The following is a 22,880-nucleotide window of genomic DNA, read 5'->3' on the forward strand; positions in this document are numbered from 1 at the left end:
GCGGGCCGTCAGTTCGCCGGGCGCCAACTCAGATTCGCCAACTCTGCGGGCGCCAACTCTGCAAGGATGGACCCATGACTGCACACTACGATGTCCTGATTGTGGGCGGCGGGATCGCCGGCCTGTCCGTTGCCTCGGCGCTCGCCGGCAAATGCAGCGTGGCACTGGTGGAAGCCGAGCAGGAACTGGCCTATCACACGTCCTCCCGGTCCGCCCGGAATCTGATTCCCAGCTACGGCCCTGCCGTGGTCCAGGAACTGACAGTCCGGACCCTGGAGCTGATGGCGGCCCGGGACAGTGAACTGCCTGAGCGCGTCCTGGCGCCCGGCAGTTTTATGCTTATCGGCAGCGAGGACGGCGTCAGGGCAGAGGCCAGCGGCCATATGCAGCCCATCCCGCATGCGAAAGCGCTGGAGCTTTGCCCCGCACTGGTTCCGGAATCCTTCACGGCTGCGGGCCTGGATACCGGAGCCTTCGCCTGCAACGCGCCCCTGCTGCTGGCTGATCACCGGCAGCGTGCCGAGGGTGCCGGAGCCGACATCATCACGGGCGCCCGCGTGCACTCTGCCCAGCGCCTGGGCTCCGGCTGGGAGATCGGTGCAGGGCAGGAAGCGTTCCAGGCCGGGGTTCTGGTCAATGCCGCAGGCGCCTGGGCGGACGAGCTGGCAGTGATCAGCGGCGTGGAAAAGCTTGGCCTGCAGCCGTACCGGCGCACCGCGGCGATTGTCGACGTCGAACACCCGCTGCCGGAGGGCTGTCCTATGGTGGCGGCGGCGGACAGCTCCTTCTACTTCCGCCGGGACGGCAGCGATGTCCTGGTCTCGCCGTCGGAGAAGGTCCCCAGTGGGCCGGAGGACGCCAAGCCCCGCCCGGGCGACGTGGAGCGGCTGGTGGCCAGGCTCAACCAGGTGACCACACTGGGGATCCGCGGTGTGCGGAGGGCCTGGACCGGGCTGCGGACAGAAGCGGCGGACGGCATCCCGGTGGCAGGATTCGATGCTGAAGCGCAGGGGTTCTACTGGCTGGCCGGGCAGGGCGGCTACGGCTTCCAGACGTCGTCGGCCATGGCGGAGCTTGCCGCGGAGCAGATCCTGGCCGGCCAGGGACCAGCCGGGACGGACAGTCCGGCATCCCGGACAGCGCAGGCCCTTGCCGCCACCCGCTGGTCCATCCGGCGCTGAAGAATGGTTCCATGAGCACCCTGATCACCAACATCGCCGAGCTAATGACCCAGGACCTGGAGCACCGGGTCCTGAAGGACGCCGCCGTGGTCATCGACGGCGAACGGATCGAGTGGATCGGCGCCGCAGCTTCGGCGCCAGCGGCGGATGAGGCGGTGGATGCCGGTGGCCGGGCGCTGCTTCCCGGCTGGGTTGATTCCCACACCCACCTGGTGTTCGCGGGCGACCGCACCGTCGAGTTCGAAGCCCGGATGGCGGGCGAGGCGTACTCGGCCGGAGGCATCGCGGTGACCATGGAGGCGACCCGGCGCGCGCCGGATTTTGACCTCACCCGGCTGGCCATGGGGCGCGTGGCCGAGGCCGTCTCCCAGGGCACCACCTACTTTGAGACCAAAACGGGCTACGGGCTGGACACCGAGCACGAGGCGCGGAGCGCCAGGGTGGCCTCCACCGTGGCAGATGAAGCAACCTACCTTGGAGCCCATCTGGTCCCGGCCGGCATGGATGCCGACGAGTACACGAAACTGGTCTGCGGGCCGATGCTGGAAGCGGTCCGCCCCTACGTGCGCTGGGCGGATGTGTTCTGTGAAGAGGGTGCCTTCACTGCCACACAGTCCCGTGAGGTACTGCAGGCCTGCCGGGACGCCGGCCTGGGCCTGCGGGTCCATGGAAACCAGTTGGGTGAAGGACCCGGCGTCCAGCTTGCCGTGGAGTTTGAAGCCGCCAGCGTGGACCACGTGAACTATCTGTCGGACGCGGACATCGCGGCGCTGGCCGGAACCTGGTCCGGCTGGGACGCCGGCCAGGGCAGCGGAAGCCGGGGCACGGTGGCCACCTGCCTTCCCGCGTGCGATCTGTCCACGCGGCAGCCGCTTGCCCCCGGGCGGCGGCTCCTGGATGCGGGAGTCCAGCTGGCGCTGGCCTCCAACTGCAACCCGGGGACCTCGTACACCAGTTCCATGGCGTTTTGTGTGGCCACCGCTGTGCTTCAGATGAGGCTGACTGTCCACGAGGCGGTCCGGGCCGCCACCTACGGCGGGGCGCTGGCGCTGCACCGGGACAGCGGGAACGACGCCGACGGCGAGCGGGCCGTGGGCTCCCTTGCGGTAGGACACAGGGCCGACCTGCACCTGCTCAACGCGCCCTCCGCCACCCACCTCGCGTACCGGCCGGGCATGCCGCTCACGTACGCTGTATGGCGGGCAGGTATCCGACAACGCTGAGTCAATCTGTGAATTTGACGGAAGTTGATCATTTGAGGTCTGTTATGATCAACAAACGTCACATTGGGTGGCTTTTGACGCTGAGAGGCCTGCATGACCCGGAACGACAGACTGACCGCCATTCTGGACCTCCTTGCCGAAACCGGGCAGGTGGAGGTGGAGGAAATTGTCACCAAGCTTGGTGTTTCGCCTGCCACCGTCAGGCGCGACCTGGACAGCCTGGCCAAGCGGAGGCTCCTGACGCGGACCAGGGGCGGAGCCACCACGGGGGCCCTCGCCTACGACCTTCCAGGCAGGTATAACCGGGACGACCACGCTCAGGCCAAGGAAGAAATCGCCCAGGCGGCATCTGCCCTGATCAGTCCCGGTGCGGTGATCGGGCTCTGTGGCGGCACCACCAGCACGGCGCTGGCCCAGATCCTGGCAACCCGCGAAGACCTCAACGCTCCGTCCAACCAGCCAACCCTGACGGTGGTCACCAACGCCATCAATATCGCGGCGCAACTGGCCGTCCGGCCCAACATCAAGGTGATGGTGACCGGCGGCATCCTCAACCCGCGTTCCTATGAATTGGTGGGACCGTACACGGACATCATCATGCAGAAGGTGGTCCTGAACATCGCTTTCATCGGCGTCAACGGCATCGATCCCGTGGTGGGACCCACCAACACCGGCGAGGCCGAAGCGTCCGTCAACGCGCTCCTGGCCAGCAGGGCCCGGGTCTCCTACGTGCTGGCCGATTCGTCCAAGGTGGGTGTGCGCGCCTTTGCCACCATGGACGGGTACGAGTTCACACGCCTTATCACCGACGCCGGCATTTCAGCCGAGGATAAGGCGGCCTTTGAGGCCACCGGCACCGAAGTCATTGTTGCGCCGAAACTCGCGTAAGGCCCCCGCAGTTCCGCTGTCGCGACAGCCGCTGCCTGGAGAAGCGGATGGGTGAAAAGGCCGCCGACTGGGAAGCCGCTAGAAAATGACCGGGGGCGCGTCCAGCACAGTCTCGTCCACCCTGCGGTCCACCCACTGGCTGAACGGGATGTCGAGTTCGTACTTGTTCAGGTCGGTCCGCACCAGCGTCCGCACCGCCGCGTTGTCCGGGTTGTTGAGGGACTCGAAGTACTCCACTGACCAGTGGAACCACCGCATGCAGAACAGGCGCATGGTGAGCCCGTGCGTTACCAGCAGTGTGTTCGGCGCATAGTCGGGCTTGGACCAGTGGCGGTAGAGCGTTTCCATAAACGAGGAGATCCGGTCGTAGACGTCCGAGCCGGATTCGCCCTCCCGGAAACGGTAGAAGAAATGGCCGTACGCGTTGCGCAGTTCCTTCTGGTCTTCAATATCGCCGCTGATCTGGAAGTTGGCCCAGTCCTGCTCGCGCAGCCGCGGTTCCTCGATCACCCGCTCGGTGAGGCTTCCGAGGTTCAGTGCCTCGAGGGTCTGATGGGCCCTCAGGTAGGGCGAGACATAGACGCACACCTGGCGGCCGTCCAGCTCGTACCGGATCTGCTCGCCGGCTGCCCTCGCCTGCTCCACACCCAGGGCGGTCAGTGGAATCCGATAGTCCGGCACCCTGTTGTAGATCGAGGTATCGGCGTTGGCTGCAGACTGGCCGTGCCGGATCATGATAATTTTCCCGGGCGCACTCATAAGCCCCAAGCATAGGTGCCGCCGGAGCGGCGCAGCTGTTTGACAGCCCTTTGACCCGGTAATGCATCAGCGAAGAACCAGAAACTACAGGCAAGATGGGAGCATGTTGGTTCCCTCCCGCCGTCGGCTGCGCCTTGAAGTTTGGATCGTCTTGGGGCTGTCCCTGGGCCAGTCCGCCGTCTACTCCGTGGTCCAGCTGCTGGATAAGATGACGCGCGCCCCGCTGGCGGAAGGCACCTCAACCCTCAACCGCTCGCAGAGCACCCGTGAATACTTCGATCTCACCTACCAGTTACTGGACATCGTCTTCGCGCTGGTGCCGGTCCTGCTGGTCATCTACTTCCTGTCCGACCAGCGGCAACCGGGGGCGGGGGACGGCGCACATGCAGGTTCGGCCTTCCGGAAGCTTGGCTTCAACTTCGCCAGGCCCGGCCGGGACATGCTGCAGGGTCTTGGACTTGCCGCCCTGATCGGCATCCCGTCACTTGGCCTCTACGCGGCAGGGCGGGCATTAGGCATTACCACTGCCATCATTCCCAGCGCCCTGGATTCCTACTGGTGGACGGTGCCGGTGCTGATCCTGTCCGCCGTGCGGCACGCGGTGGTGGAGGAAGTGATTGTGGTGGGCTACCTGATGGACCGTTTCGGCAAATTCGGCTGGAGCATGCCCCTGGCAATCTTCGCCAGCTCCATGCTGCGCGGCAGCTACCACCTCTACCAGGGCTTTGGGCCCTTCATCGGCAACGCCGTGATGGGGGTGGTGTTCGCCTGGCTCTACACCCGGACAAAGCGGGTGATGCCACTGGTGATTGCGCACGCTCTGTTGGACATTGTGGCGTTCGTTGGCTTCAGCCTCTTTGGGTCTGCCGTAGGCCTCGGGTGAGGTGGGAGAAAACCAAGGAGCGACGGCGGCGTTAAAGTAATTCGGCCGCCATCGGCAGGTGACGTCATTGGCACCCGCTGATGGCGGCCGAAGTTTGTTCCCAGCGGCCGTTGACCGGCCGGGGGAGGGCTTAGATGGTGACTGCCCCGGAGGCGGTTTCGAACGTGACGGAAAGGATGCCGGGGGTTCCATGCGGAGCCACCCATTCCACTGCTACATCCTCAAGCGGCTTTTCGACAGGTTCGCCGAGCCATTCGGTCACCCGTTCCGCCGAGCCGGCAATGGTCAGGCAGGACATCTTGACGTTGCTTTCATAGGCGTTGGACGGGTGCAGGGCGGGATCGCCTTCCCACTTGAGCATGTATGGGACCTGGGGATCGGCGATGAGGCCCAGGATTCCGATCTGCTTCCACACAAGTTCGCGGCCGTCGGGGAACTTCCGGTTGCCGTTGACGGCAGAGCGTCCCAGCCGGCGTTCGAACGGGGCGAGGTCGTCCACTTCGACGCACCAGCCCATCCAGCCGCCGCCGGCGGCAGAGCGTGCACGCACGGCCTGTCCGAACGGCGCTTTGTCCGATGCCGGGTGGTCAAGGACCTCCACTACTTCAAGGTATTTGTGGCCCGCGAGTGGAATGATCATGTTCCGGGTTCCGAAACGGGGGTGCACTCCACCCTTCACGGCTTCGACGCCGAGGGCGGACGAAATTCGTTCGGTTGTGGCAGCCAGGCCATCGTGTTCACAGGCGTAAGAGACGTGATCCATGCGCATGCCCTTCATCTTGGCACTTTGTGATCGGGCTCTCAGCTAAGGGTAGCCTTACCCGCTTTCTACTTTGTGTCATGAGTGGACATTGGCCCGGAAACCATGGTTAGGAAGTCTGCTGACTATGGCCCTGCGGATGCAGCCGGGCGGTCGCCGGCACCTGGGCTGCAGGCCGGGAAAGTCATAACCAGTCACACTCTTGGTCAAGAGGCATGGCTGTTTCGTACACTCGAAGCAGGTCATGAGTGCCAGTGACAGCCCCGGCTTGCTGGCCGGCAACCCTCCTTCCGCGGTGGGGTGCCCCGGGTGAAGACCTGGCCTGCCGGTCACTTGACGGCGGGCAAGCGCGTAGAAAAGGTCCTCACATGACGATTACCGTCTCCCGCACCGCCGTACCTGAAAACGGAGTGGTCCAGTTCGCCACCATCGGCGGACTCGAACTCGAAGCCGGAGGTTTCCTGCCGGATGTCACCCTGGCCTATGAAACCTGGGGCACACTCAACCATGACGCCTCCAACGCCATCCTGATCGAGCACGCCCTGACAGGCAGCACCCACGTCACGCGGGGCGACACCGATGAACCGGGCTGGTGGGAACAGCTGGCCGGCCCCGGTGCTCCGGTGGACACGGACAGGTTTTTTGTGGTCTCCGTGAACATCGTGGGCGGCTGCTACGGTTCCACCGGACCGTCGTCGCCTGCCCCTGACGGAAAGCCGTGGGGCTCCCGCTTTCCCTTGGTGACACTGCGGGACAGCACGGTTGCCGAGGCGCGGCTGGCTGACCTGCTGGGCATCCAGAGCTGGTTCGCCGTCCTGGGCGGCTCCATGGGCGGCGCGCGTGCCCTGGAATGGGCCCTGACCTACCCTGAGCGGGTAGAGCGGTGTGCCGTGGTATCGATCGGCGCCGCGAGCACGGCGGAACAGATTGCCTTCGCCCAGGCCCAGACCCTCGCGATCCGCCAGGATGCCAACTTCAACAACGGCGACTACTACGGCGGTCCCTCTCCGGAGGACGGCCTGGCCCTGGCCCGACGGATAGCCCACATCACCTACCGCTCGGCCCGGGAACTTGACGGCAGGTTCGGACGCTTGGCCCAGGCACCCGAAACACCATTCCAGGCACCGGCTCTGGGCGACCGCGGCCGCTATCAGGTGGAAAGCTACCTGGACCACCAGGGCAACAAGCTGGTCCAGCGCTTCGACGCCAACAGCTACATCGCCATCACCGAGGCCCTGATGAGCCACGACGTTTGCCGGGGGCGCGGTTCCCTGGACGAGGCCCTGGCCACGGCGACAGCCCGGTTCTTTGTGGCGGCCGTGGACAGCGACAGGCTCTACTTCCCGTCCCAGTCACACGAGTTGGCGGCAGCCCTGCCGGGCGACGTTGATGTGCACATCATTGAATGCCCCATCGGCCACGACGGCTTCCTCACCGAAATCGGCCAGCTGGGCAGCCAGCTCAGGACGACGTTCCTGGTCTAAGAAGAAGTCCTGCCCGGAAAGTTCCTGGCACGGAAAGTTCCTTGCCCAGGAAGTTCCCGGGCTGGAAACCTCCTGGGCCGTGAAGTTTTTTGCGTCAGCCGTTCATGATCTCCGCCCGGCGCGCCATGTACTCATCCATGGCCATTTCGCCGTTGCTGTACTGCTGGTCAAGTTCTGCAAGCTTGCGGGCACGGTAGCCCTGCGGGGCCGACGGCAGCGGGGGAGTGGAGGGGGCCGCAGGCTTCTGCGGTTCCTGTTCCCGGTCCCGGGGAGGCACTGGCTGGCCGTACGGCGGGCGTTGCTGGTCCGGCGTCGGAAGCTGCTGGCCCGGCAATGGTTGGAACGGGGGAAGTGGCTGGCTGGGCGGCAGGGGCTCGGGGCTGCTGATCTGGCGGAAGCCGCCGCTCATGTAGTCCTGCTGGGTGTAGCCGTCGCGCGGCTGGTTGCTCTGCGGTCCCGGACGGGGACCGGGGAACTGGTCCGGGTAGCGTCCGGAGAAGCTCTGTTCCTGGTTCCGGCGGTTGACGTATTTCCGGTACATCCGCATCCCCATCGGTATCAGGAATGACAAAATGATGATCCAGAAAAACAGGTTGTTCACGGTGCTGCGCCTCTCATATGTGTCCTTCCAGCTTAGCCCCGGACTCCTTCCGGACAGTGGGGATGCCAAGAAAGGCTCCATAGGCGGCGACGGCGGCCTCCACCGCCTGCTCCATATCGGTGTTTCCGACCGCACCGGCAAAAGCGGCGTGTGACCCTGCCGACGTGGACAGGCGGATGTCCAGTTCGCACCGGCCGGGCAGCATGGTGTGCCGCCAGGAACCGGCCATCCTTCCGTTCAGCAGCACCACGTGTAGCAGGGCGCCGTCGGCGGGGATCGCGGGAGCGCTGCCTCCCAGGTAATGCCTCGTGGCCGAGTAGCCCATCACGTATTCGTCGTAGCACTGGATCAGGTCGATCCGGGGCTCCGCCCCATGAACCGGCCCGCGGCCTGCATCTGCGGCATCCCGCTCCGGCCCCGGTTCGGCTCCGGCTCTGAAGTAGAAGACGACGCCGTCAATTTCGTGCGTTCCCAGGGCGTCCTGTTCGTTCTCCAGGACATCCTGAACGCCCTGCCGGACGTCAGCCATGGTCAGCCCGGACCAGTCGGCGCAGTCCTTGACCGTGGCCGGACCGCGGCTGCTGAAATAGCGCCGGGCCAACGTGGCAAGGGCTTCTGCCCGGCTCACTTCAGGAGCGGCCGGAACGCGCTCGTCGAACAGGGCATACGTCTGTTTGAGGGCCCCACTTGGACTGCGAACAGGGGTCCCGCTGACTAGAACCGCACTGATCTCCGCATGCATGATGAGGTAGGCAAGTTCTACACCCTTGGCCGCGAAGCCCGCATCCTGCAGTCTTGCGGCAAGCTGCTCCCTGGTCAGATGCTGGCCGCCCCGGACGGCGTCGGCCAACACATCTGCGCTCCGGGCCGCGGCCGCCGCGTCGATGCCTGTCTGCCGGTACATTCCGGCGTTCCCCTGATGGAGCCTGGGCGCGGACAGGGCCATCAGCCAACGGAGGTCGTCGCGATGGACAAAATGCCACGTTGGCCGGAGGATGTGGGTCCGCAGGATCCGCCCGTCGGCCACGGCATCTTCCACCTGGGCCGCTGTGGCCGTTGGCGGCTGCCGAACTGCGTCCTGGGCCGTCTGCCGAGGAGCCTGCTGGGATGTCCCCTGTGTCGGCTGTGAAGCAGTACGCTGCGCCGAAGCTGTGCGTTGCGCCAAACTCCAGCGGGCATACGGGAACTCCTGGGCCTGCACCGCCAGCAGGTTCCGAAGTGCATCCTCGGGCGAAGCGGCGCCGGGGCCGCGCAGCATCTGGGCGTGCAGCCTCTTCCGCACCACGCCGTCCGGGTCTATGGCCACAGGCGTCGGTCCCTTCCTGTCCAAGGTTCTTGTTCCGGGTCTTGTGGGTCTTGTCCTGGTCTTGCCTGGGGCTTGTCCTGGATCTTATCCGGGGTCTGTCCTGGTTTTGCCCTGCGGGCTGCGTCAGCGGCGCGCGTCAGTGGTGCCCAGCGGACCTTCGCCGGAACCCAGCGGGACGCCAGGACCGAAGACGGGACCCGCCGTCGGACGTTTTGCCGTGATGCCATCACCGGAGGAGCGGTGGCGGAGCCGCCTGACCACCCAGGGGACAAAGTACTCGCGGGCCCAGACGAGATCGCCGGTGCGTGCTTCGCGCCACGTGCGCGGCGGCAGCGGCTTGGGCATCAGCGGTTCCAGGCTGTGGCTGACGTTTAGGGAGTCAAGGACCATGGCTGCGATGGTGTGGTGGCCCAGCGGTGAAAAGTGCAGCCGGTCCTGGTCCCACATCTGGGGGTCGCTGAGCTGGCGCAGTGACCACATGTCGGCGATGATGGCGTCGTGGCGGGCTGCCACGGTCCGGAGGTTCTCGTTATAGATGGCTACTTTGCTTCTGACCCGGCCCAGCACGGAGGAGCCGGTGTCGGGCCCGTTGAACAGGACCACAGTGGCGCCGCTCAGTGACAGGATCTGCACCACGGAATCAAGCTTTTCAGCGAGGGCGTCCGGATCGCCGCCGGGCCGGATGAGGTCGTTGCCGCCGGCGGAAAGTGTCACCAGGTCAGGCTTCAGGGCCAGGCATGGTGCCAGTTGCTGGTCCACGATCTGCTGCAGGAGCCGGCCGCGGACGGCAAGGTTCGCGTAGGCGAAATCGTTGTGGCCACGGCCAAGTTCCTCGGCCACCCGGTCTGCCCAGCCGCGGTAGCCGCCGGGGCTTGAGGGCTCGGGATCGCCGATGCCCTCGGTAAAGGAATCCCCCATGGCCACGTACCGGCTCCAAGGGTGGGATTCCACGGTTGCCGCGGGGGTCTGCATTGCTCTTGCTTCGCTCACGGTCTTATCCTGCCTTCTCCCTTTCAAGCTACGCCAACGTAGGTTGCTACCGATGGGTAACTGTAAGAATGGAAACCATGACTGACGCCCAAGTATTTCCTGCCCCCGTTATTTTGTGGTCCCAGCCGGAGGCCCAGCGCATCGGAAAGCCGCTGCTGATCCTGCTCCACGGCTATGGCGCCAACGAGCGGGATCTCCTGAGCCTGGCGGACATGCTTCCCGGGGACTTTGCCGTGGCCTCTGTCCGTGCCCCGCTGGCGATGGGAGAGGGATTCACCTGGTTCCCGCTGACGGGGTCCGTTGAATACTCCGTCGACGCCGTCAAGAAGGCATCCGGCTACGTGCTGGAGTGGATTGACCGCATCAAAGAGGACCACCCGTCGGTGACACTGCTGGGCTTTTCCATGGGGATGGCCATGGCCACCACGCTGCTGCGGGAGCGCCCCGCTGACTTTGCCGCCGTCGTCGGGCTGTCCGGCTTTGTGGTGGACGGAGGCGACGATCCCGCGTTCCGGGACGACGAACTGGACGGGACTGTGCCCATGTTCTGGGGCCGGGACCAGCAGGATCCGGTGATCACACCGGACAAGATCGACTACACCATGGCCTGGGTGCGCAAGCACGTCAAGCTCACCAAGGTGCTCTATACCGGAATGTGGCACGGCATCAACCAGCAGGAAATCGGGCACGTGTCCGAGTTCCTCACCCATGAAGTCCTGAACAAGTAAGTCAGGAAGCTTCCGCCGCCACCACCCGCACGGTCTGGTTGTTAACTGTCACGGTGTCGCCGTTGTGCAGTTGGCGGCCACGCCGGTCATCGATCTCGCCGTTGACCTTGACCAGGCCGTTCTTGATGAGCTCCGCGGCCTCCACGCCATCCTCCACGAGGTTTGCGAGCTTCAGGAGCTGGCCAAGGCGGATCATGCTGTCGCGGATGGGGATCTCTTCGATGTCCTGGTTGCTCATACAAGCAATAATGCCTGACGTAAGGTGAATTCAATGACCCACCCTCCCCGGCTGCCCCTGCTCGCAGGGCTGCTGCTGGCAGTAGGAGCGGGCCTTGCCATCCCCGTCCAGGGCCGTATCAACGGCGCCCTGGGCGCCCGGCTCGACGACGGCTTTGCGGCTGCGCTGATCAGTTTCGGCACCGGCCTGGTGCTGATGATCCTGATCTCCCTGGTTCTCCCGAAGGGCCGCGCCGGCCTGGTGAGGATCATCCCCGCCGTCCGCAACCGTGCCTTTCCCCGCCTCTACGTCATGGCCGGCGGGATCGGGGCACTGTTTGTGATCGCACAGTCCTCCACCATCGGTGTCCTGGGCGTGGCGCTGTTTACGGTGGCTGTAGTGACGGGCCAGACCTTGAGCGGTCTCCTGGTGGACCGCCTGGGGATCGGGCCGGCCGGCAAGCGGCCCGTGACAGGGATCAGGGTGATCGGCTGCGTCCTGACCATTGCCGCTGTGGCCTGGGCCGTGTCGCCGAGGTTTGCCGGCGGCGGGGCTGCAAGCGCTGCCGGTGGTGGTGTTACCGGCGCTGCCGGTGTGTCCGGCGGGCCGGAAACGCTCATCCTGCCCCTCCTGCTGCCCGTCCTCGCCGGCTTCCTGATGAGTTTCCAGCAGGCCATGAACGGAACCGCCACCGTCACCTACGGCACGCCCATCGCTGCCACCCTGGTGAATTTCGTGGCGGGCTCCTTAGTGCTCACTATCGTCTGGGGGCTAAAGGTTGCCTGGTGGGGGACCGGTAACCCGTTGCCGCCGGACTGGTGGTACTACCTGGGCGGGCCGATGGGCTGCGTCTTCATTGGCCTGGGGGCGCTGCTGGTCCGCAGCCTTGGCGTGCTCATTACCGGCCTGGGCATGATCGCCGGGCAGCTCCTGGGTTCCCTCGGCCTGGACCTGTTGTTTCCCGCACCAGGCACCGTGGTGGCGGCGGCCACCGTCCTGGGTACGCTGCTGACCCTGGCCGCCATCGTGCTGGCCACCCTGCCGTGGCCCCGGGGCGCCTTCCGGAGGTAGTGGCCGGTAGGCTAGGACACGCAGGTTTCTGCAACTTTTTCCTTAGCCCGCCCCGCAGGCAACCAGAGGTGCCCACCAACGGTGCAAGCGGGGCCAGATAACCGCGGACCGCACCCAGCGGCCTGTAGAAATTGGAGTTCCACCATGGCAGCAAAATCCGTTCTCGACCAGGTCATTTCCCTTTCCAAGCGGAGGGGCTTTGTATTCCAGGCCGGTGAGATCTACGGAGGTTCCCGTTCTGCCTGGGACTACGGACCCCTCGGTGCCGAGCTGAAGGAAAACATCAAGCGACAGTGGTGGCAGTCCGTGGTCCGCGGCCGTGAAGACGTCGTTGGCCTGGACTCTTCCGTCATCCTTCCGCGCCAGGTCTGGGAAGCGTCCGGCCACGTGGATGTCTTCTCCGATCCACTGGTGGAGTGCCTGTCCTGCCACAAGCGCTACCGGGCGGACCACCTTGAGGAAGAGTACGAGGAGAAGAAGGGCCGCCCCGCAGAAAACGGCCTGAAGGACATTGCCTGCGCCAACTGCGGCACCCGCGGCGAGTGGACCGAACCGCAGGAATTCTCCGGACTCCTGAAGACCTTCCTGGGTCCGGTGGCCAGCGAGGAAGGCCTGCACTACCTGCGCCCCGAGACCGCACAGGGCATCTTTGTGAACTTCAGCAACGTCCTCACCACCTCCCGGAAGAAGCCGCCGTTCGGCATCGGCCAGATCGGCAAGTCCTTCCGCAACGAGATCACGCCCGGAAACTTCATTTTCCGCACCCGTGAATTCGAGCAGATGGAGATGGAGTTCTTCGTGGAGCCCGGCACGGATGAAGAGTGGCACCAGTACTGGATGAAGGAGCGGATGTCCTGGTACACCGGCCTTGGCATCCGCGAGGAGAACCTGCGCTTCTTCGAGCACCCGCTGGACAAGCTCAGCCACTACTCCAAGGGCACCACGGACATCGAATACCGCTTCGGCTTCCAGGGCTCGGAATGGGGGGAGCTTGAAGGCATCGCCAACCGCACCGACTTTGACCTCTCCACCCACGCCAAGGCCTCCGGTACGGACCTGAGCTACTTCAACCAGGCCACCAACGAGCGCTACACGCCCTACGTGATCGAGCCCGCCGCCGGCCTGACCCGCTCCTTCATGGCCTTCCTGGTGGACGCCTACACCGAGGACGAAGCTCCCAACGCCAAGGGCGGCGTGGACGTCCGCACGGTCCTGAAGCTCGATCCGCGCCTGGCGCCGGTCAAGGCCGCTGTGCTGCCGCTGAGCCGCAACGAGGACCTCTCACCCAAGGCCAAGGACCTGGGTGCCCAGCTGCGCAAGAACTGGAACATCGACTTCGATGACGCCGGTGCGATCGGCCGCCGTTACCGCCGCCAGGACGAGATCGGCACCCCGTTCTGCATCACGGTGGACTTCGACACCCTGGATGACCAGGCCGTGACCATCCGTGAGCGCGACACCATGACCCAGGAACGTGTATCCCTGGACAAGGTGGAAGGCTACCTGGCCGCACGCCTGATCGGCGCGTAGCCATGGCCATCGAGTACCGCGAATGGCGCGACGGCGATGACCTGGCGCTGCTGGAAATCTGGGGAGACCCGGAAACGTTCCAGGCAGGCCAGTTCCGCGGCGCCCTTACAGTCTCCTCCGCCGGCACCGACGGCACGCCCTGGCGCCGCTGCATCGTGGCCGAGGACGTTGTGGACGGCGTTGGCATTCCGGTGGCCGCCGGTGTGGTCTACGAGGCGTCCCTGCATCCGGAGCGGCTGTGGACCTACATTGAAGTGGCACGGGATCACCGGCGCGCGGGCATTGGGGCCACGCTCCTGACCATGCTGCGCCGGGAAGCGGAGCAGTCGCCGTCGGGCGTTTCCAGGCTCCGCGCCAAAGTCCAGCCGGACACTCCCGGAGCCGCCTTCGCCGGCGCGTTCGGGCTTGCGCCCATCCAGCGCTCGCGGCTGGTGGTGGTGGAACCCGGCGCCCTGAAGCTGCCTGTGTTCCCCGGCAAGGACGACGCCGGCAGGCCCGCCAACGACGAAAACGCCGGCTCCGACGTCGTGATGGAACTCGCCACGGGTTCGGTGGAGCTGACGGATGTGGTGGGACGGTACTACTCAGCCATCCACAGCTGGGATTCCCCGGGAGTGCTGTCGGTGGGACAGGTGCAGAAGCTGTTCCTCGACGACCTGACCGGTGCGCATGGAGCGATCGTGCTGCGGGCCGAACCGGAGTCGGCCTTCGGCGCCGGCGTGGCCCCCACCAGGAAGGGACGGATCCGCGCCTTCGCCGTCAGCTATGCCGAGGCCGCCCAGGATCCGTTGGCTCCAGAAGGGTCCTCGCCGGCTGCGGCGGCAACGGATGTATTTGTGGGCCATGACCCGGCCCTGCAACCGGAGGATGCGGCGGCAGCCGTCCGGGACCTGCTCGCACTCATCGCGTACCAGCACCCGGTCATGCTGGAACTGGACGACTCCATGACAGCCCTGCGTGCCGCCGTCGAGCCATTGCTCGAAAGCGGCAAGGCGCGCCTGGCCGGTGCGGAAACCCTCATCGTCTCGGACTGACCCCGTCCCCCCAACTGGGTAGCGCCATCTGTCGTTTTGGGGGCCCATAACGACTTGGCGCTACCTGGTTGGGGAGGAAAGTACGACGGCGGCGGGGAGGCACCCGCTCTGGGCTCGCCTTGCTTTGGCTGTCACCCCTTACAGGGTCACCTCCACCGCGGTGGGAGGGAGCAGCTGATCCAAGGTGCTGGAAGCCGGGATGGCGGCGCCGGTGTGCGCGCTGAGTTCCTGCATGACAAAACCGGTGGCCAGGGCATGCCAGAGCCTGACCCGTCGGAACATAAAGTGCCCTGCCCCTTTGAGGGAAACGTATTGCATCGAGGCGGCCTGGGGGGCGGCTCGGCGGGCGAACTGCAGGGACTCCGAGGGGCTGGTCCAGCGGTCACCGGTGCCGTGCACGATGAGCACCCGACTGCCGGCAACCCGTGAGGCGGGCGTCGCCGCATTCAACCACGGTGCGAGGGCCACGACGGCGGCCACCTGGGGATCGTCGGCGGCGCAGAGGGCTGTCAGCCCTCCCATGGAATGCCCCAGCAGGTAGACCGGGACCCCGGGATGCTGCTGCCTGATCCGGTTGAGGGCCCAGCGCGCATCCTGCAGGGGCGTCATGGCCTCACCGTTCCAGCCCCGCACACTGTTCCGCATCGACCATACCGCCAGTCCGTAGCTCTTTCCGGCCCGGTGCAGGTGCCTGGCGAAGGGAATCATCCTGGCCGGGCTCAGGTGGTGGGTCTCCACGGGCTCATAGCTCCGGGACCGGCCGCCGTGCAGCACCAACGCCACGCCGAGTGTGGGTCCGGATGCCGGGAGCACAGTGATGACCGCCTGCCTCGCCGGGATGGCGGGGGCGCCACTCCCATCGTTTTGCCCGCTCCTGTGGCCGCTCGTGCCGCCTTCTTCGAGTTCCTCGTGGTCCTCTTGGTCCATTTATCAACACTAAGGTGCCGGACGTAGAGTTCAAGGTATGAGGTTTAACTGCTGATGGGTTCCGGTCACTCCCACGCTTCCACAGGTCATTCGGAGCCGACGGCCCCGGCTGTTGCCGCCCGGCGTAAAGCCAACCGCATCCTCGCGGCCGTGCTGATTCCGCTCACACTGCTTACCCTCGCGGGAATGGCCATGCTGTGGCCCTCCGGGACCAAAGAGGGCATTTCCCTGGCCAACCCGTATTCGGCGGCGCCCGGCGTGACCTTCGACACCGGGAAGATCCAGAGCGTGGTGGTCGAAAGCTGCACGCAGGGAACGCCGTCGTCCGGTTCTTCCGGCGCCCAACAGGAGCAGGGCCAGCCGCAGCCGGGCCAACAGGAGCCGGGCCAGCAGGGCTCGGACTGTACCTTCGCTTTCACGGAGCCTGACCAGGGCGGCAGTCCGGTCAAGGTAGTCATTAACCCGGATGTGGCCAAGTCGCACGGCGTAAAGGCCGGGGACCAGATCAGGTACCTGAACCTTTCCAACGCCCAGGGCGCATCGGCGTCGCAAGGGTCTCCTGCCTACATTTTTGTGGACTTTGTCCGGACCATGCCCATTGTGTTTTTGGCGCTGCTTTACGCCCTGGTGGTGATAGCAGTGGCACGCTGGCGCGGGCTCCGCGCCCTGATCGGACTGGTGGGCGCGTACTTTGTCCTGGTCAGCTTTATGCTTCCGGGACTGGTGGAGGGGAAGCCGCCCCTGCTGCTGGCGTTGGTGGGGTCAACGGTGATCATGATCGGGGTCCTGTACTTTGCCCACGGCTTCTCGGCCAGGACGTCCACCGCGCTCCTGGGAACCATGTTCGGCCTGGGCATTACCGCACTGCTGGCGGCCTGGGCCACGGATGCCGCCAACCTTGCCGGGGTGGGCAGCCATGATGCCACCACCCTGATCAACACGTCCGCCAACATCTCCATCAGCGGCGTGATTCTCTGCGGCCTGATCATCTCCGGCCTGGGTGTCCTCAATGACGTCACCATCACGCAGTCCTCAGCCGTGTGGGAACTCTACGAACTCGCCCCCGGCACCAGCGCCCGCAAACTGTTCACCTCAGCCATGCGGATCGGCCGCGACCACATTGCCTCCACTGTCTACACCATCGCCTTCGCCTACGCCGGTGCAGCCCTGCCCATCCTCATCATCGTGATGCTGTATAACCGTCCGCTGGGGGAGACCCTGACCAGCGCGGAGCTGTCCGAGGAGGTCATCCGGACCCTGGTGGGCTCCATCGGACTGGTCCTGGCCATTCCCGTCACCACCCTGATTGCCGTGCTGGTGGTCAAGGCCACCGGTATCCGGACAGCGGGCCAGCCGGAGGCTGCGCTGCCCGCCGACGGCGCCACGGGCGAACAAGGCACTGTGAGCCCCGGTGCCATCAGCCCGGGCGCTGTCAACCCCGACGACGTCGACGATACCGGCGCGCTTGCCGCGGCGGCAGCCAGCAGCCGGTCCAGACGCGCAACGTCAGATCCTGCCGAGGCGGCCGGCACCCGCCGCGGCCGGCGGGCAGACCGCGGCTGACCGGCGGCCGGTTCCCTGCCGGTTACCGGCCGGTTCCTGAAGGGGGGCGCCGATTTGCCCGGCTTTGCAACAATGGTGAGGTGACTGTTGTAGCAACGCCTCCTGCCCCCAAGCTGGAACTCCCGCCCCTGAAACTGGGTCCCATCACGGTGGATACCCCCGTGATCCTTGCCCCGATGGCCGGCATCACCAACTCCGCGTTCCGCAGGCTGTGCCGCGAGTACGGCGGCGGCCTGTATGTGGCGGAGATGGTCACCTCGCGCGCCCTGGTGGAGCGCACCCCGGAATCCCTGCGGATCATTTCGCACGACGACGACGAAAAGGTCCGGTCCGTCCAGCTGTACGGCGTGGACCCGGTCACCGTGGGCCAGGCGGTGCGGATGCTGGTCGAGGAAGACCGTGCGGACCACATCGACCTGAACTTCGGTTGCCCCGTGCCCAAGGTCACGCGGCGCGGCGGAGGCTCGGCACTGCCGTGGAAGATCGACCTTTTCACCTCCATCGTCCAGACCGCTGTCAGGGAGGCGTCGAAGGGCGGCGTGCCGCTGACCATCAAGATGCGCAAGGGCATTGACGAGGATCACCTGACGTACCTCGACGCCGGCCGGATCGCCCGTGATTCAGGAGTGGCCGCCGTCGCGCTCCACGGCCGCACTGCTGCACAGTTCTATTCTGGCCAGGCCGACTGGGATGCCATCGCCCGGCTGCGGGAAGCGCTGCCGGACATCCCCGTCCTGGGTAACGGAGATATCTGGTCGGCCGAGGATGCTGTCCGGATGGTTCGTGAAACCGGCGTCGACGGCGTGGTGGTAGGCCGCGGCTGCCAGGGCCGTCCGTGGCTGTTCGGGGACTTGATGGCCGCTTTCGAGGGCAGCGACGAACGCCACAAGCCGGCACTGCGCCAGGTGGCGGACGGCGTGTACCGGCACGCCCAGCTCATGATCGAAACCTTCGCCGGCGACGAAGGCAAGGCGCTCCGCGAGATCCGCAAGCACATGGCCTGGTACTTCAAGGGCTACGTGGTAGGCAGCGAACTGCGCACCCGGCTTGCCATGGTGGCCACCCTCGAGGGCCTCAAGGATACCCTGGACGAACTGGACCTGGAGTCGCCCTACCCTGGCGTTGACGCCGAAGGCCCCCGCGGCCGCGCGGGCTCACCCAAGAAGCCGGCGCTGCCCAAGGACTGGCTTGACTCACGGGCCCTCAACGAGGCCCAGTCCCAGGACATCTCCGCCGCGGAACTGGACGTCTCCGGTGGCTGAGACCAGGACCACAGCACCTGTCCTTCCCGGCTATGAAGTCCATGACTTCGCCCGCTGGGTGGAGGAACCTCCCAAGAACACCTACCGCTCGGACTTCGAGCGGGACCGCGCCCGGGTGCTGCACTCCTCGGCTCTGCGCCGCCTCGGTGCCAAGACGCAGGTGGTGGCACCTGACACCGATGACTTTGTCCGGACCCGGCTGACCCACAGCCTGGAGGTGGCGCAGGTGGGCCGCGAACTGGGCCGTGCCCTGGGCTGCGACCCTGACGTGGTTGACACCGCCTGCCTCAGCCATGACCTGGGGCATCCTCCCTTCGGGCACAACGGCGAGTCCGCCCTGAACGAGGTGGCCCACGGTATCGGCGGGTTCGAAGGGAACGCCCAGACGCTCCGGCTGCTGACGCGGCTGGAGCCCAAGGTCCTGGCCCCGGACGGCCGCCCAGCCGGGCTCAACCTCACTCGCGCCAGCCTTGACGCTGCAGCCAAATACCCCTGGTCGGCTTTGGATGCGCCCGTCATCCATGGGCAACGCACCAGCAAGTTCGGCGCCTACGAGGACGACCTCCCCATCTTCAACTGGATCAGGGAGGGAGCACCGGTGCGCCGGTCCTGCCTGGAGGCGCAGGTCATGGACCTCGCGGACGACATCTCCTATTCAGTGCACGACGTCGAGGATGCGATCGTTGCCGGGCACTTCCAGCTGCGCTGGATGGACAACCCGGACCACCGCGCCCGCGTGGTGGGCTATGCCAAACAGTGGTACCTCCCGCATAACGATCCCGCGGCCATCGACGCCGCCCTGGCCCGCCTTGAAGCCACCGACGTTTGGGTACGGGAGGCCGACGGCAGCCGCAAGTCCATGGCTGCCCTGAAGAACATGACCAGCCAGCTCATTGGCCGGTTCTGCCAGAGCGCCCTGGAGACCACCCGCGCCCTGTACGGACCGGAAAACCTCACCCGGTACAACGCCGAGCTGATGGTCCCGGACGAGACAGTCATGGAAATCGCGGTGATGAAGGGCCTGGCCACCACCTTTGTGATGACCACCGAACACCGCCAGCCCATTTACGAGCGCCAGCGCGAAGTGCTGCACGCGCTTGTCACGGCACTGAGCGCCACCGGGGACAGGCACCTGGAGCCGATGTTTGCCGCTGACTGGCGGGACGCAGCGGACGACGGCGCGCGGCTCAGGGTGGTTATTGACCAGGTGGCGTCGCTGACCGACGGTTCCGCTCTGGCCATGTACGAACGGCTGGTGGGCAGCCTGCCCTCGCTGTGGTGAGGAACGCCGGAAAGTGGCCATCGCCGTCGCACCTCCGCATGAGGCTGTACCCCCGCATTAGGATGGCTTTGTGGCTGGCCTGATCAAACGTGAAGATATCGACGAAGTACGCCAGCGCACGGACATCAAGGAAGTGGTTGACGGCTATGTCACGCTCAAGAGTGCCGGCCTGGGAACGTTCAAGGGACTGTGCCCCTTCCATGACGAGCGCTCGCCGTCGTTCACTGTCCGCCCGCAGGTAGGCAGGTACCACTGCTTTGGCTGCGGCGAGGACGGAGACGTCATCGCCTTTGTCCAGAAGCAGGACCACACCTCTTTCCAGGAAGCCGTGGAGAAGCTGGCCGCCCGCATCGGCTACGAGCTCCGCTACGAAGACGGCGGCACCGGCCCCAACCGGGAGGAAGTGGGCAAGCGGCAGCGGCTCCTGGACGCCCACAAGATTGCGGACGAGTTCTTCCGCGCCCAGCTGCTCACCCCCGGCGCCGCAGAGGGCCGCAGCTTCCTGCACGGCCGCGGCTTTGACCGGGCCGCGGCGGAACAGTTCGGCGTTGGCTATGCACCCCAGGGCTGGGACGCGCTGCTCAAGCACCTCCGCGGCCGCGGCTTTACCGACCAGGAATTGAAGCTGACCGGGATGTTTTCCGAAGGAAACCGTGGCATCTATGACCGGTTCCGCGGCCGCCTGATCTGGCCCATCCGGGACATCGCCGGCGACACCATCGGATTCGGCGCCCGCAAGCTCTACGAGGATGACCAGGGCCCCAAATACCTGAACACCCCGGAAACCACGCTCTACAAAAAGTCCCAGGTCCTCTACGGGATCGACCTCGCCAAGCGGAACATCGCCAAGGACCGCCAGCTGGTGGTGGTGGAGGGCTACACCGATGTCATGGCCTGCCATCTGGCGGGAATCCCGACGGCGGTGGCCACCTGCGGTACAGCGTTCGGCACCGAACACATCAAGATCGCCCGCCGCCTGCTGTCCGACGACGGCACCGGCGGAGAAGTTATCTTCACCTTCGACGGCGATGCCGCCGGGCAGAAGGCGGCCCTGCGGGCCTTCGAAGAGGACCAGCGCTTCACCGCACAGACCTACGTGGCCGTGGAGCCCACCGGGGCCGACCCCTGCGACCTGCGCCAGAGCAAGGGCGACGAGGCAGTGCACGCGCTGGTTCAGTCGCGCCGGCCACTGTTCGAATTCGCCATCCGGACCACCCTCAAGCAGTTCAACCTCGACACCGTGGAAGGGCGGGTGCAGGGCCTGAAGGCCTCGGTGCCGGTAGTGGCAGCCATCAGGGATGCCTCCACGAGGACAGGCTATTGCCAGGCGTTGACTGGCTGGTTGGGAATGCCGGATCCCAACGAGGTGCTGCGGATGGTCAGTGCCGCCGTTAAGCGCGGCGACCACGCCGGCGCTGGCAGCCCTTCAGCCGCCAGTGCCCAGGCCCAGGGGAGGCCCACGCAGGCCGGGGGACCCGGCGTGGCTGCGGGACCGGCGTCGGGCGCTGTGCCGTCCTATCACCGTCCGGATCCACGGGATCCCGTTGCCTCCATGGAGCGGCAGGCCCTTGAGGTGGCGCTGCAGGAGCCCGCGCACCTCGGCGGCGGCATCTGGGAGCGTTTCGCGGCCGTGAGGTTCGCCACACCGGCCTTCCAGGCAGTCCACGATGCCATGCGGGCAACAGGGCCCGGCCTCACGGAAGATCCCGTCCGCTGGGTGGAACAGATCATGCATGAAGTGCCCGAGCCGCTTCGAGGGCTCGTTTCGGAGCTTGCCGTAGTTCCGCTGCCGGCCAGCACCGCCGAGGCCGTCCAGAAATACTGCAAGGACATCCTGTCGCGGCTGTTCGAGCTGCAGATCACCCGGGTGAAGGCGGACAAGATGGGCCAGCTGCAGCGGCTCGATCCTGCCTCTGACCCGGAGGCATTCCAGCGCCTGAACCGGGAACTGATGATGCTTGAGATGGAGCGCCGGGCGCTGCGCTCGGAGGCCTGACGCTCCCTGCCACGAGGAACCCGCGGGGGATCCGGGATAGGAACCGGCACCAATTGCCGCTCCCGCTTTCACTTCCCGATTTCACTTCCCTGCGGGGGCTTGCTAGGCTAGTAGCCGCTTCATTCCTCCTTAGCTCAATTGGCAGAGCATTCGACTGTTAATCGAAGGGTTGCTGGTTCAAGTCCAGCAGGAGGAGCGCACAATCCCCGTTCCGGTCCGCCGGAACGGGGATTTTTTCATACCCGGGGAGGGTATTTTGCCTTCACGGATCCTCGATTTCCCTTACCCCCGAAACCTTTGCTAATGTCATACCTGCTTCCTTCCTCCTTAGCTCAATTGGCAGAGCATTCGACTGTTAATCGAAGGGTTGCTGGTTCAAGTCCAGCAGGAGGAGCAACACAAGAAAGATCCCCGTTCTCAGCTCTGAGGGCGGGGATCTTTCGTTGTTGGGGATATGGACGCGGAGTCACACAAAGTCCATCTCGACCTGCAGGAAACGCTCCGCCTCGGCTATGGCTGCCAGGAAAGCCTCCTGCTCGGTGGGGGACTTTCGCGGCTGGCGCGGATGCCATTCGTGATGAGCAGAATGGACCCGGACAAAACCGGAATCTGGGGGAGCGTAGAAGATGCCGAATCGCTGCACAGGCCACTCCGGTGAGGTCTCAGGCGCCACCAGGAGGGCGGCATTGAAGGCCGGGTTGTACCACTGGGCGATGGGCCGCCTACGGTCTTCGGTGAAGAGCCCGGCCGCGTAGAGCGCTGCGGACTGTTCTCCGGTTTGGGCGCACAAGCGTTCCCACCACAGAGGCAAAATGCCGGAGTCGCACCGTTGCCACGTGGCCGGGAGTGGCGGTTGGTCCTGCCAGCTGGGCACGGTCCCATTTTATCCCGGGAACGGCCCCCGGGGGGAGGTCAGGGGGAGGTCAGGGCCGGTTCCACGGGCCCGGGTTGACGCGGTACAGCAGGGCAGCGCCGGCCAGCATTCCCAGAATTATCCCGATGGCCGGGTTGCCCAGGGCCCGGCCGGCAAAATAGCCCGCGACGGCGCCCAGCACCGCTCCGAGGAAGAGTCCCCTTCGGTTCTGGTGCGGTCTGCGTTTCATCGTTCCACCTTACTGGGGGCCAGATCAAATGGCTGGCGGCCTAAATAATGGCCGCCGGTCAATCAGTGGATGGCCTGACTAGCGGATGGCCT

At 65.7% G+C, this 22,880-nt stretch carries 22 protein-coding genes, 2 tRNA genes and 1 riboswitch; of the genes, 15 read left to right on the forward strand and 9 right to left on the reverse strand.

The annotated features are described in order from the left end of the window. The first annotated feature begins 74 nt into the window (after positions 1–74). From F8G81_RS07380 to F8G81_RS07390, 3 genes are all read left to right on the forward strand, one after another. On the forward strand, positions 75–1,181 hold the full coding sequence (locus F8G81_RS07380; protein ID WP_267278351.1) for an NAD(P)/FAD-dependent oxidoreductase: 1,107 nt from the start codon (positions 75–77) through the stop codon (positions 1,179–1,181). Between the two features lie 11 nt (positions 1,182–1,192). Continuing rightward, positions 1,193–2,404 carry an imidazolonepropionase gene (gene hutI, locus F8G81_RS07385; RefSeq protein WP_267278352.1) on the forward strand — a complete coding sequence of 404 codons (1,212 nt, stop codon included), beginning with the start codon at positions 1,193–1,195 and terminating at the stop codon, positions 2,402–2,404. A gap of 93 nt (positions 2,405–2,497) precedes the next feature. Beyond that, the gene (locus tag F8G81_RS07390; protein ID WP_267278353.1) at positions 2,498–3,292 is read left to right on the forward strand and encodes a DeoR/GlpR family DNA-binding transcription regulator; all 795 of its coding nucleotides are present in this window, start codon (positions 2,498–2,500) and stop codon (positions 3,290–3,292) included. Positions 3,293–3,370: 78 nt separating this feature from the next. On the opposite strand, the gene F8G81_RS07395 is transcribed toward F8G81_RS07390, so the two are convergent. Continuing rightward, positions 3,371–4,027 (reverse strand): histidine phosphatase family protein, encoded by a 657-nt coding sequence (locus tag F8G81_RS07395; protein WP_267278354.1) that lies wholly within the window; start codon positions 4,025–4,027, stop codon positions 3,371–3,373. A 127-nt stretch (positions 4,028–4,154) separates the two neighbouring features. Here F8G81_RS07395 and F8G81_RS07400 point away from each other — a divergent pair, with 127 nt between their 5' ends. Then, positions 4,155–4,934, forward strand: a complete 780-nt coding sequence (locus F8G81_RS07400; RefSeq protein WP_267278355.1) for a CPBP family intramembrane glutamic endopeptidase — start codon at positions 4,155–4,157, stop codon at positions 4,932–4,934. Between the two features lie 130 nt (positions 4,935–5,064). Here F8G81_RS07400 and F8G81_RS07405 read toward each other — a convergent pair whose 3' ends face one another. Further along, on the reverse strand, positions 5,065–5,703 hold the full coding sequence (locus tag F8G81_RS07405; RefSeq protein WP_267279152.1) for a VOC family protein: 639 nt from the start codon (positions 5,701–5,703) through the stop codon (positions 5,065–5,067). Between the two features lie 231 nt (positions 5,704–5,934). Next, positions 5,935–6,050, forward strand: a riboswitch (SAM riboswitch). A gap of 12 nt (positions 6,051–6,062) precedes the next feature. Here F8G81_RS07405 and metX point away from each other — a divergent pair. Then, positions 6,063–7,178, forward strand: a complete 1,116-nt coding sequence (gene metX, locus F8G81_RS07410) for a homoserine O-acetyltransferase MetX (protein WP_267278356.1) — start codon at positions 6,063–6,065, stop codon at positions 7,176–7,178. A 94-nt stretch (positions 7,179–7,272) separates the two neighbouring features. Here the strand turns inward: metX and F8G81_RS07415 are convergent, their stop codons facing one another. The 3 genes from F8G81_RS07415 to F8G81_RS07425 all read right to left on the reverse strand — a co-directional run bounded on the left by F8G81_RS07415 (position 7,273) and on the right by F8G81_RS07425 (position 10,057). After that, entirely contained in the window at positions 7,273–7,779 is a 507-nt protein-coding gene (locus F8G81_RS07415; RefSeq protein WP_267278357.1) for a hypothetical protein, read from the reverse strand. A gap of 13 nt (positions 7,780–7,792) precedes the next feature. After that, entirely contained in the window at positions 7,793–9,085 is a 1,293-nt protein-coding gene (locus tag F8G81_RS07420; RefSeq protein ID WP_323809232.1) for a winged helix DNA-binding domain-containing protein, read from the reverse strand. A 123-nt stretch (positions 9,086–9,208) separates the two neighbouring features. Continuing rightward, entirely contained in the window at positions 9,209–10,057 is an 849-nt protein-coding gene (locus tag F8G81_RS07425) for an SGNH/GDSL hydrolase family protein (RefSeq protein ID WP_416377135.1), read from the reverse strand. 95 nt (positions 10,058–10,152) lie between these two features. Between F8G81_RS07425 and F8G81_RS07430 the strand changes: the two genes are divergently transcribed. Then, positions 10,153–10,803 (forward strand): alpha/beta hydrolase, encoded by a 651-nt coding sequence (locus F8G81_RS07430; protein WP_267278359.1) that lies wholly within the window; start codon positions 10,153–10,155, stop codon positions 10,801–10,803. 1 nt (position 10,804) lies between these two features. On the opposite strand, the gene F8G81_RS07435 is transcribed toward F8G81_RS07430, so the two are convergent. Beyond that, complete coding sequence (locus tag F8G81_RS07435) at positions 10,805–11,041, reverse strand: RNA-binding S4 domain-containing protein (protein WP_267278360.1); 237 nt, start codon at positions 11,039–11,041, stop codon at positions 10,805–10,807. Positions 11,042–11,074: 33 nt separating this feature from the next. Here F8G81_RS07435 and F8G81_RS07440 point away from each other — a divergent pair, with 33 nt between their 5' ends. From F8G81_RS07440 to F8G81_RS07450, 3 genes are all read left to right on the forward strand, one after another. Further along, positions 11,075–12,091 (forward strand): DMT family transporter, encoded by a 1,017-nt coding sequence (locus tag F8G81_RS07440; protein ID WP_267278361.1) that lies wholly within the window; start codon positions 11,075–11,077, stop codon positions 12,089–12,091. A gap of 144 nt (positions 12,092–12,235) precedes the next feature. Then, positions 12,236–13,621: a glycine--tRNA ligase gene (locus F8G81_RS07445; protein WP_267278362.1), complete on the forward strand. Its 1,386-nt coding sequence runs from the start codon at positions 12,236–12,238 to the stop codon at positions 13,619–13,621. 2 nt (positions 13,622–13,623) lie between these two features. Beyond that, positions 13,624–14,655: a GNAT family N-acetyltransferase gene (locus F8G81_RS07450; RefSeq protein WP_267278363.1), complete on the forward strand. Its 1,032-nt coding sequence runs from the start codon at positions 13,624–13,626 to the stop codon at positions 14,653–14,655. Positions 14,656–14,793: 138 nt separating this feature from the next. On the opposite strand, the gene F8G81_RS07455 is transcribed toward F8G81_RS07450, so the two are convergent. After that, entirely contained in the window at positions 14,794–15,582 is a 789-nt protein-coding gene (locus F8G81_RS07455) for an alpha/beta hydrolase (protein WP_267278364.1), read from the reverse strand. Positions 15,583–15,636: 54 nt separating this feature from the next. Between F8G81_RS07455 and F8G81_RS07460 the strand changes: the two genes are divergently transcribed. The 6 genes from F8G81_RS07460 (at position 15,637) to F8G81_RS07485 (ending at position 22,079) form a co-directional block, all read left to right on the forward strand. Next, positions 15,637–17,145: a YibE/F family protein gene (locus tag F8G81_RS07460; RefSeq protein WP_267278365.1), complete on the forward strand. Its 1,509-nt coding sequence runs from the start codon at positions 15,637–15,639 to the stop codon at positions 17,143–17,145. Between the two features lie 80 nt (positions 17,146–17,225). Next, positions 17,226–18,407, forward strand: coding sequence for a tRNA dihydrouridine synthase DusB (gene dusB, locus F8G81_RS07465; RefSeq protein ID WP_267278366.1), 1,182 nt, complete (start codon positions 17,226–17,228; stop codon positions 18,405–18,407). Next, positions 18,400–19,689 carry a deoxyguanosinetriphosphate triphosphohydrolase gene (locus tag F8G81_RS07470; protein WP_267278367.1) on the forward strand — a complete coding sequence of 430 codons (1,290 nt, stop codon included), beginning with the start codon at positions 18,400–18,402 and terminating at the stop codon, positions 19,687–19,689. Before dusB ends, F8G81_RS07470 begins: the two co-directional genes overlap by 8 nt. A 70-nt stretch (positions 19,690–19,759) precedes the next feature. After that, entirely contained in the window at positions 19,760–21,685 is a 1,926-nt protein-coding gene (gene dnaG / locus F8G81_RS07475; RefSeq protein ID WP_267278368.1) for a DNA primase, read from the forward strand. A 123-nt stretch (positions 21,686–21,808) separates the two neighbouring features. After that, positions 21,809–21,881: transfer RNA gene (locus F8G81_RS07480), tRNA-Asn, on the forward strand. 125 nt (positions 21,882–22,006) lie between these two features. Next, positions 22,007–22,079 (forward strand) — tRNA-Asn (locus tag F8G81_RS07485). 72 nt (positions 22,080–22,151) lie between these two features. On the opposite strand, the gene F8G81_RS07490 is transcribed toward F8G81_RS07485, so the two are convergent. Continuing rightward, the gene (locus tag F8G81_RS07490; protein WP_267278369.1) at positions 22,152–22,559 is read right to left on the reverse strand and encodes a hypothetical protein; all 408 of its coding nucleotides are present in this window, start codon (positions 22,557–22,559) and stop codon (positions 22,152–22,154) included. A gap of 49 nt (positions 22,560–22,608) precedes the next feature. Next, complete coding sequence (locus F8G81_RS07495; protein WP_267278370.1) at positions 22,609–22,788, reverse strand: hypothetical protein; 180 nt, start codon at positions 22,786–22,788, stop codon at positions 22,609–22,611. Between the last annotated feature and the right edge of the window lie 92 nt (positions 22,789–22,880).

Source organism: Arthrobacter sp. CDRTa11 (assembly GCF_026427775.1).
In the GTDB taxonomy this organism is placed as follows: Bacteria; Actinomycetota; Actinomycetes; order Actinomycetales; family Micrococcaceae; genus Arthrobacter.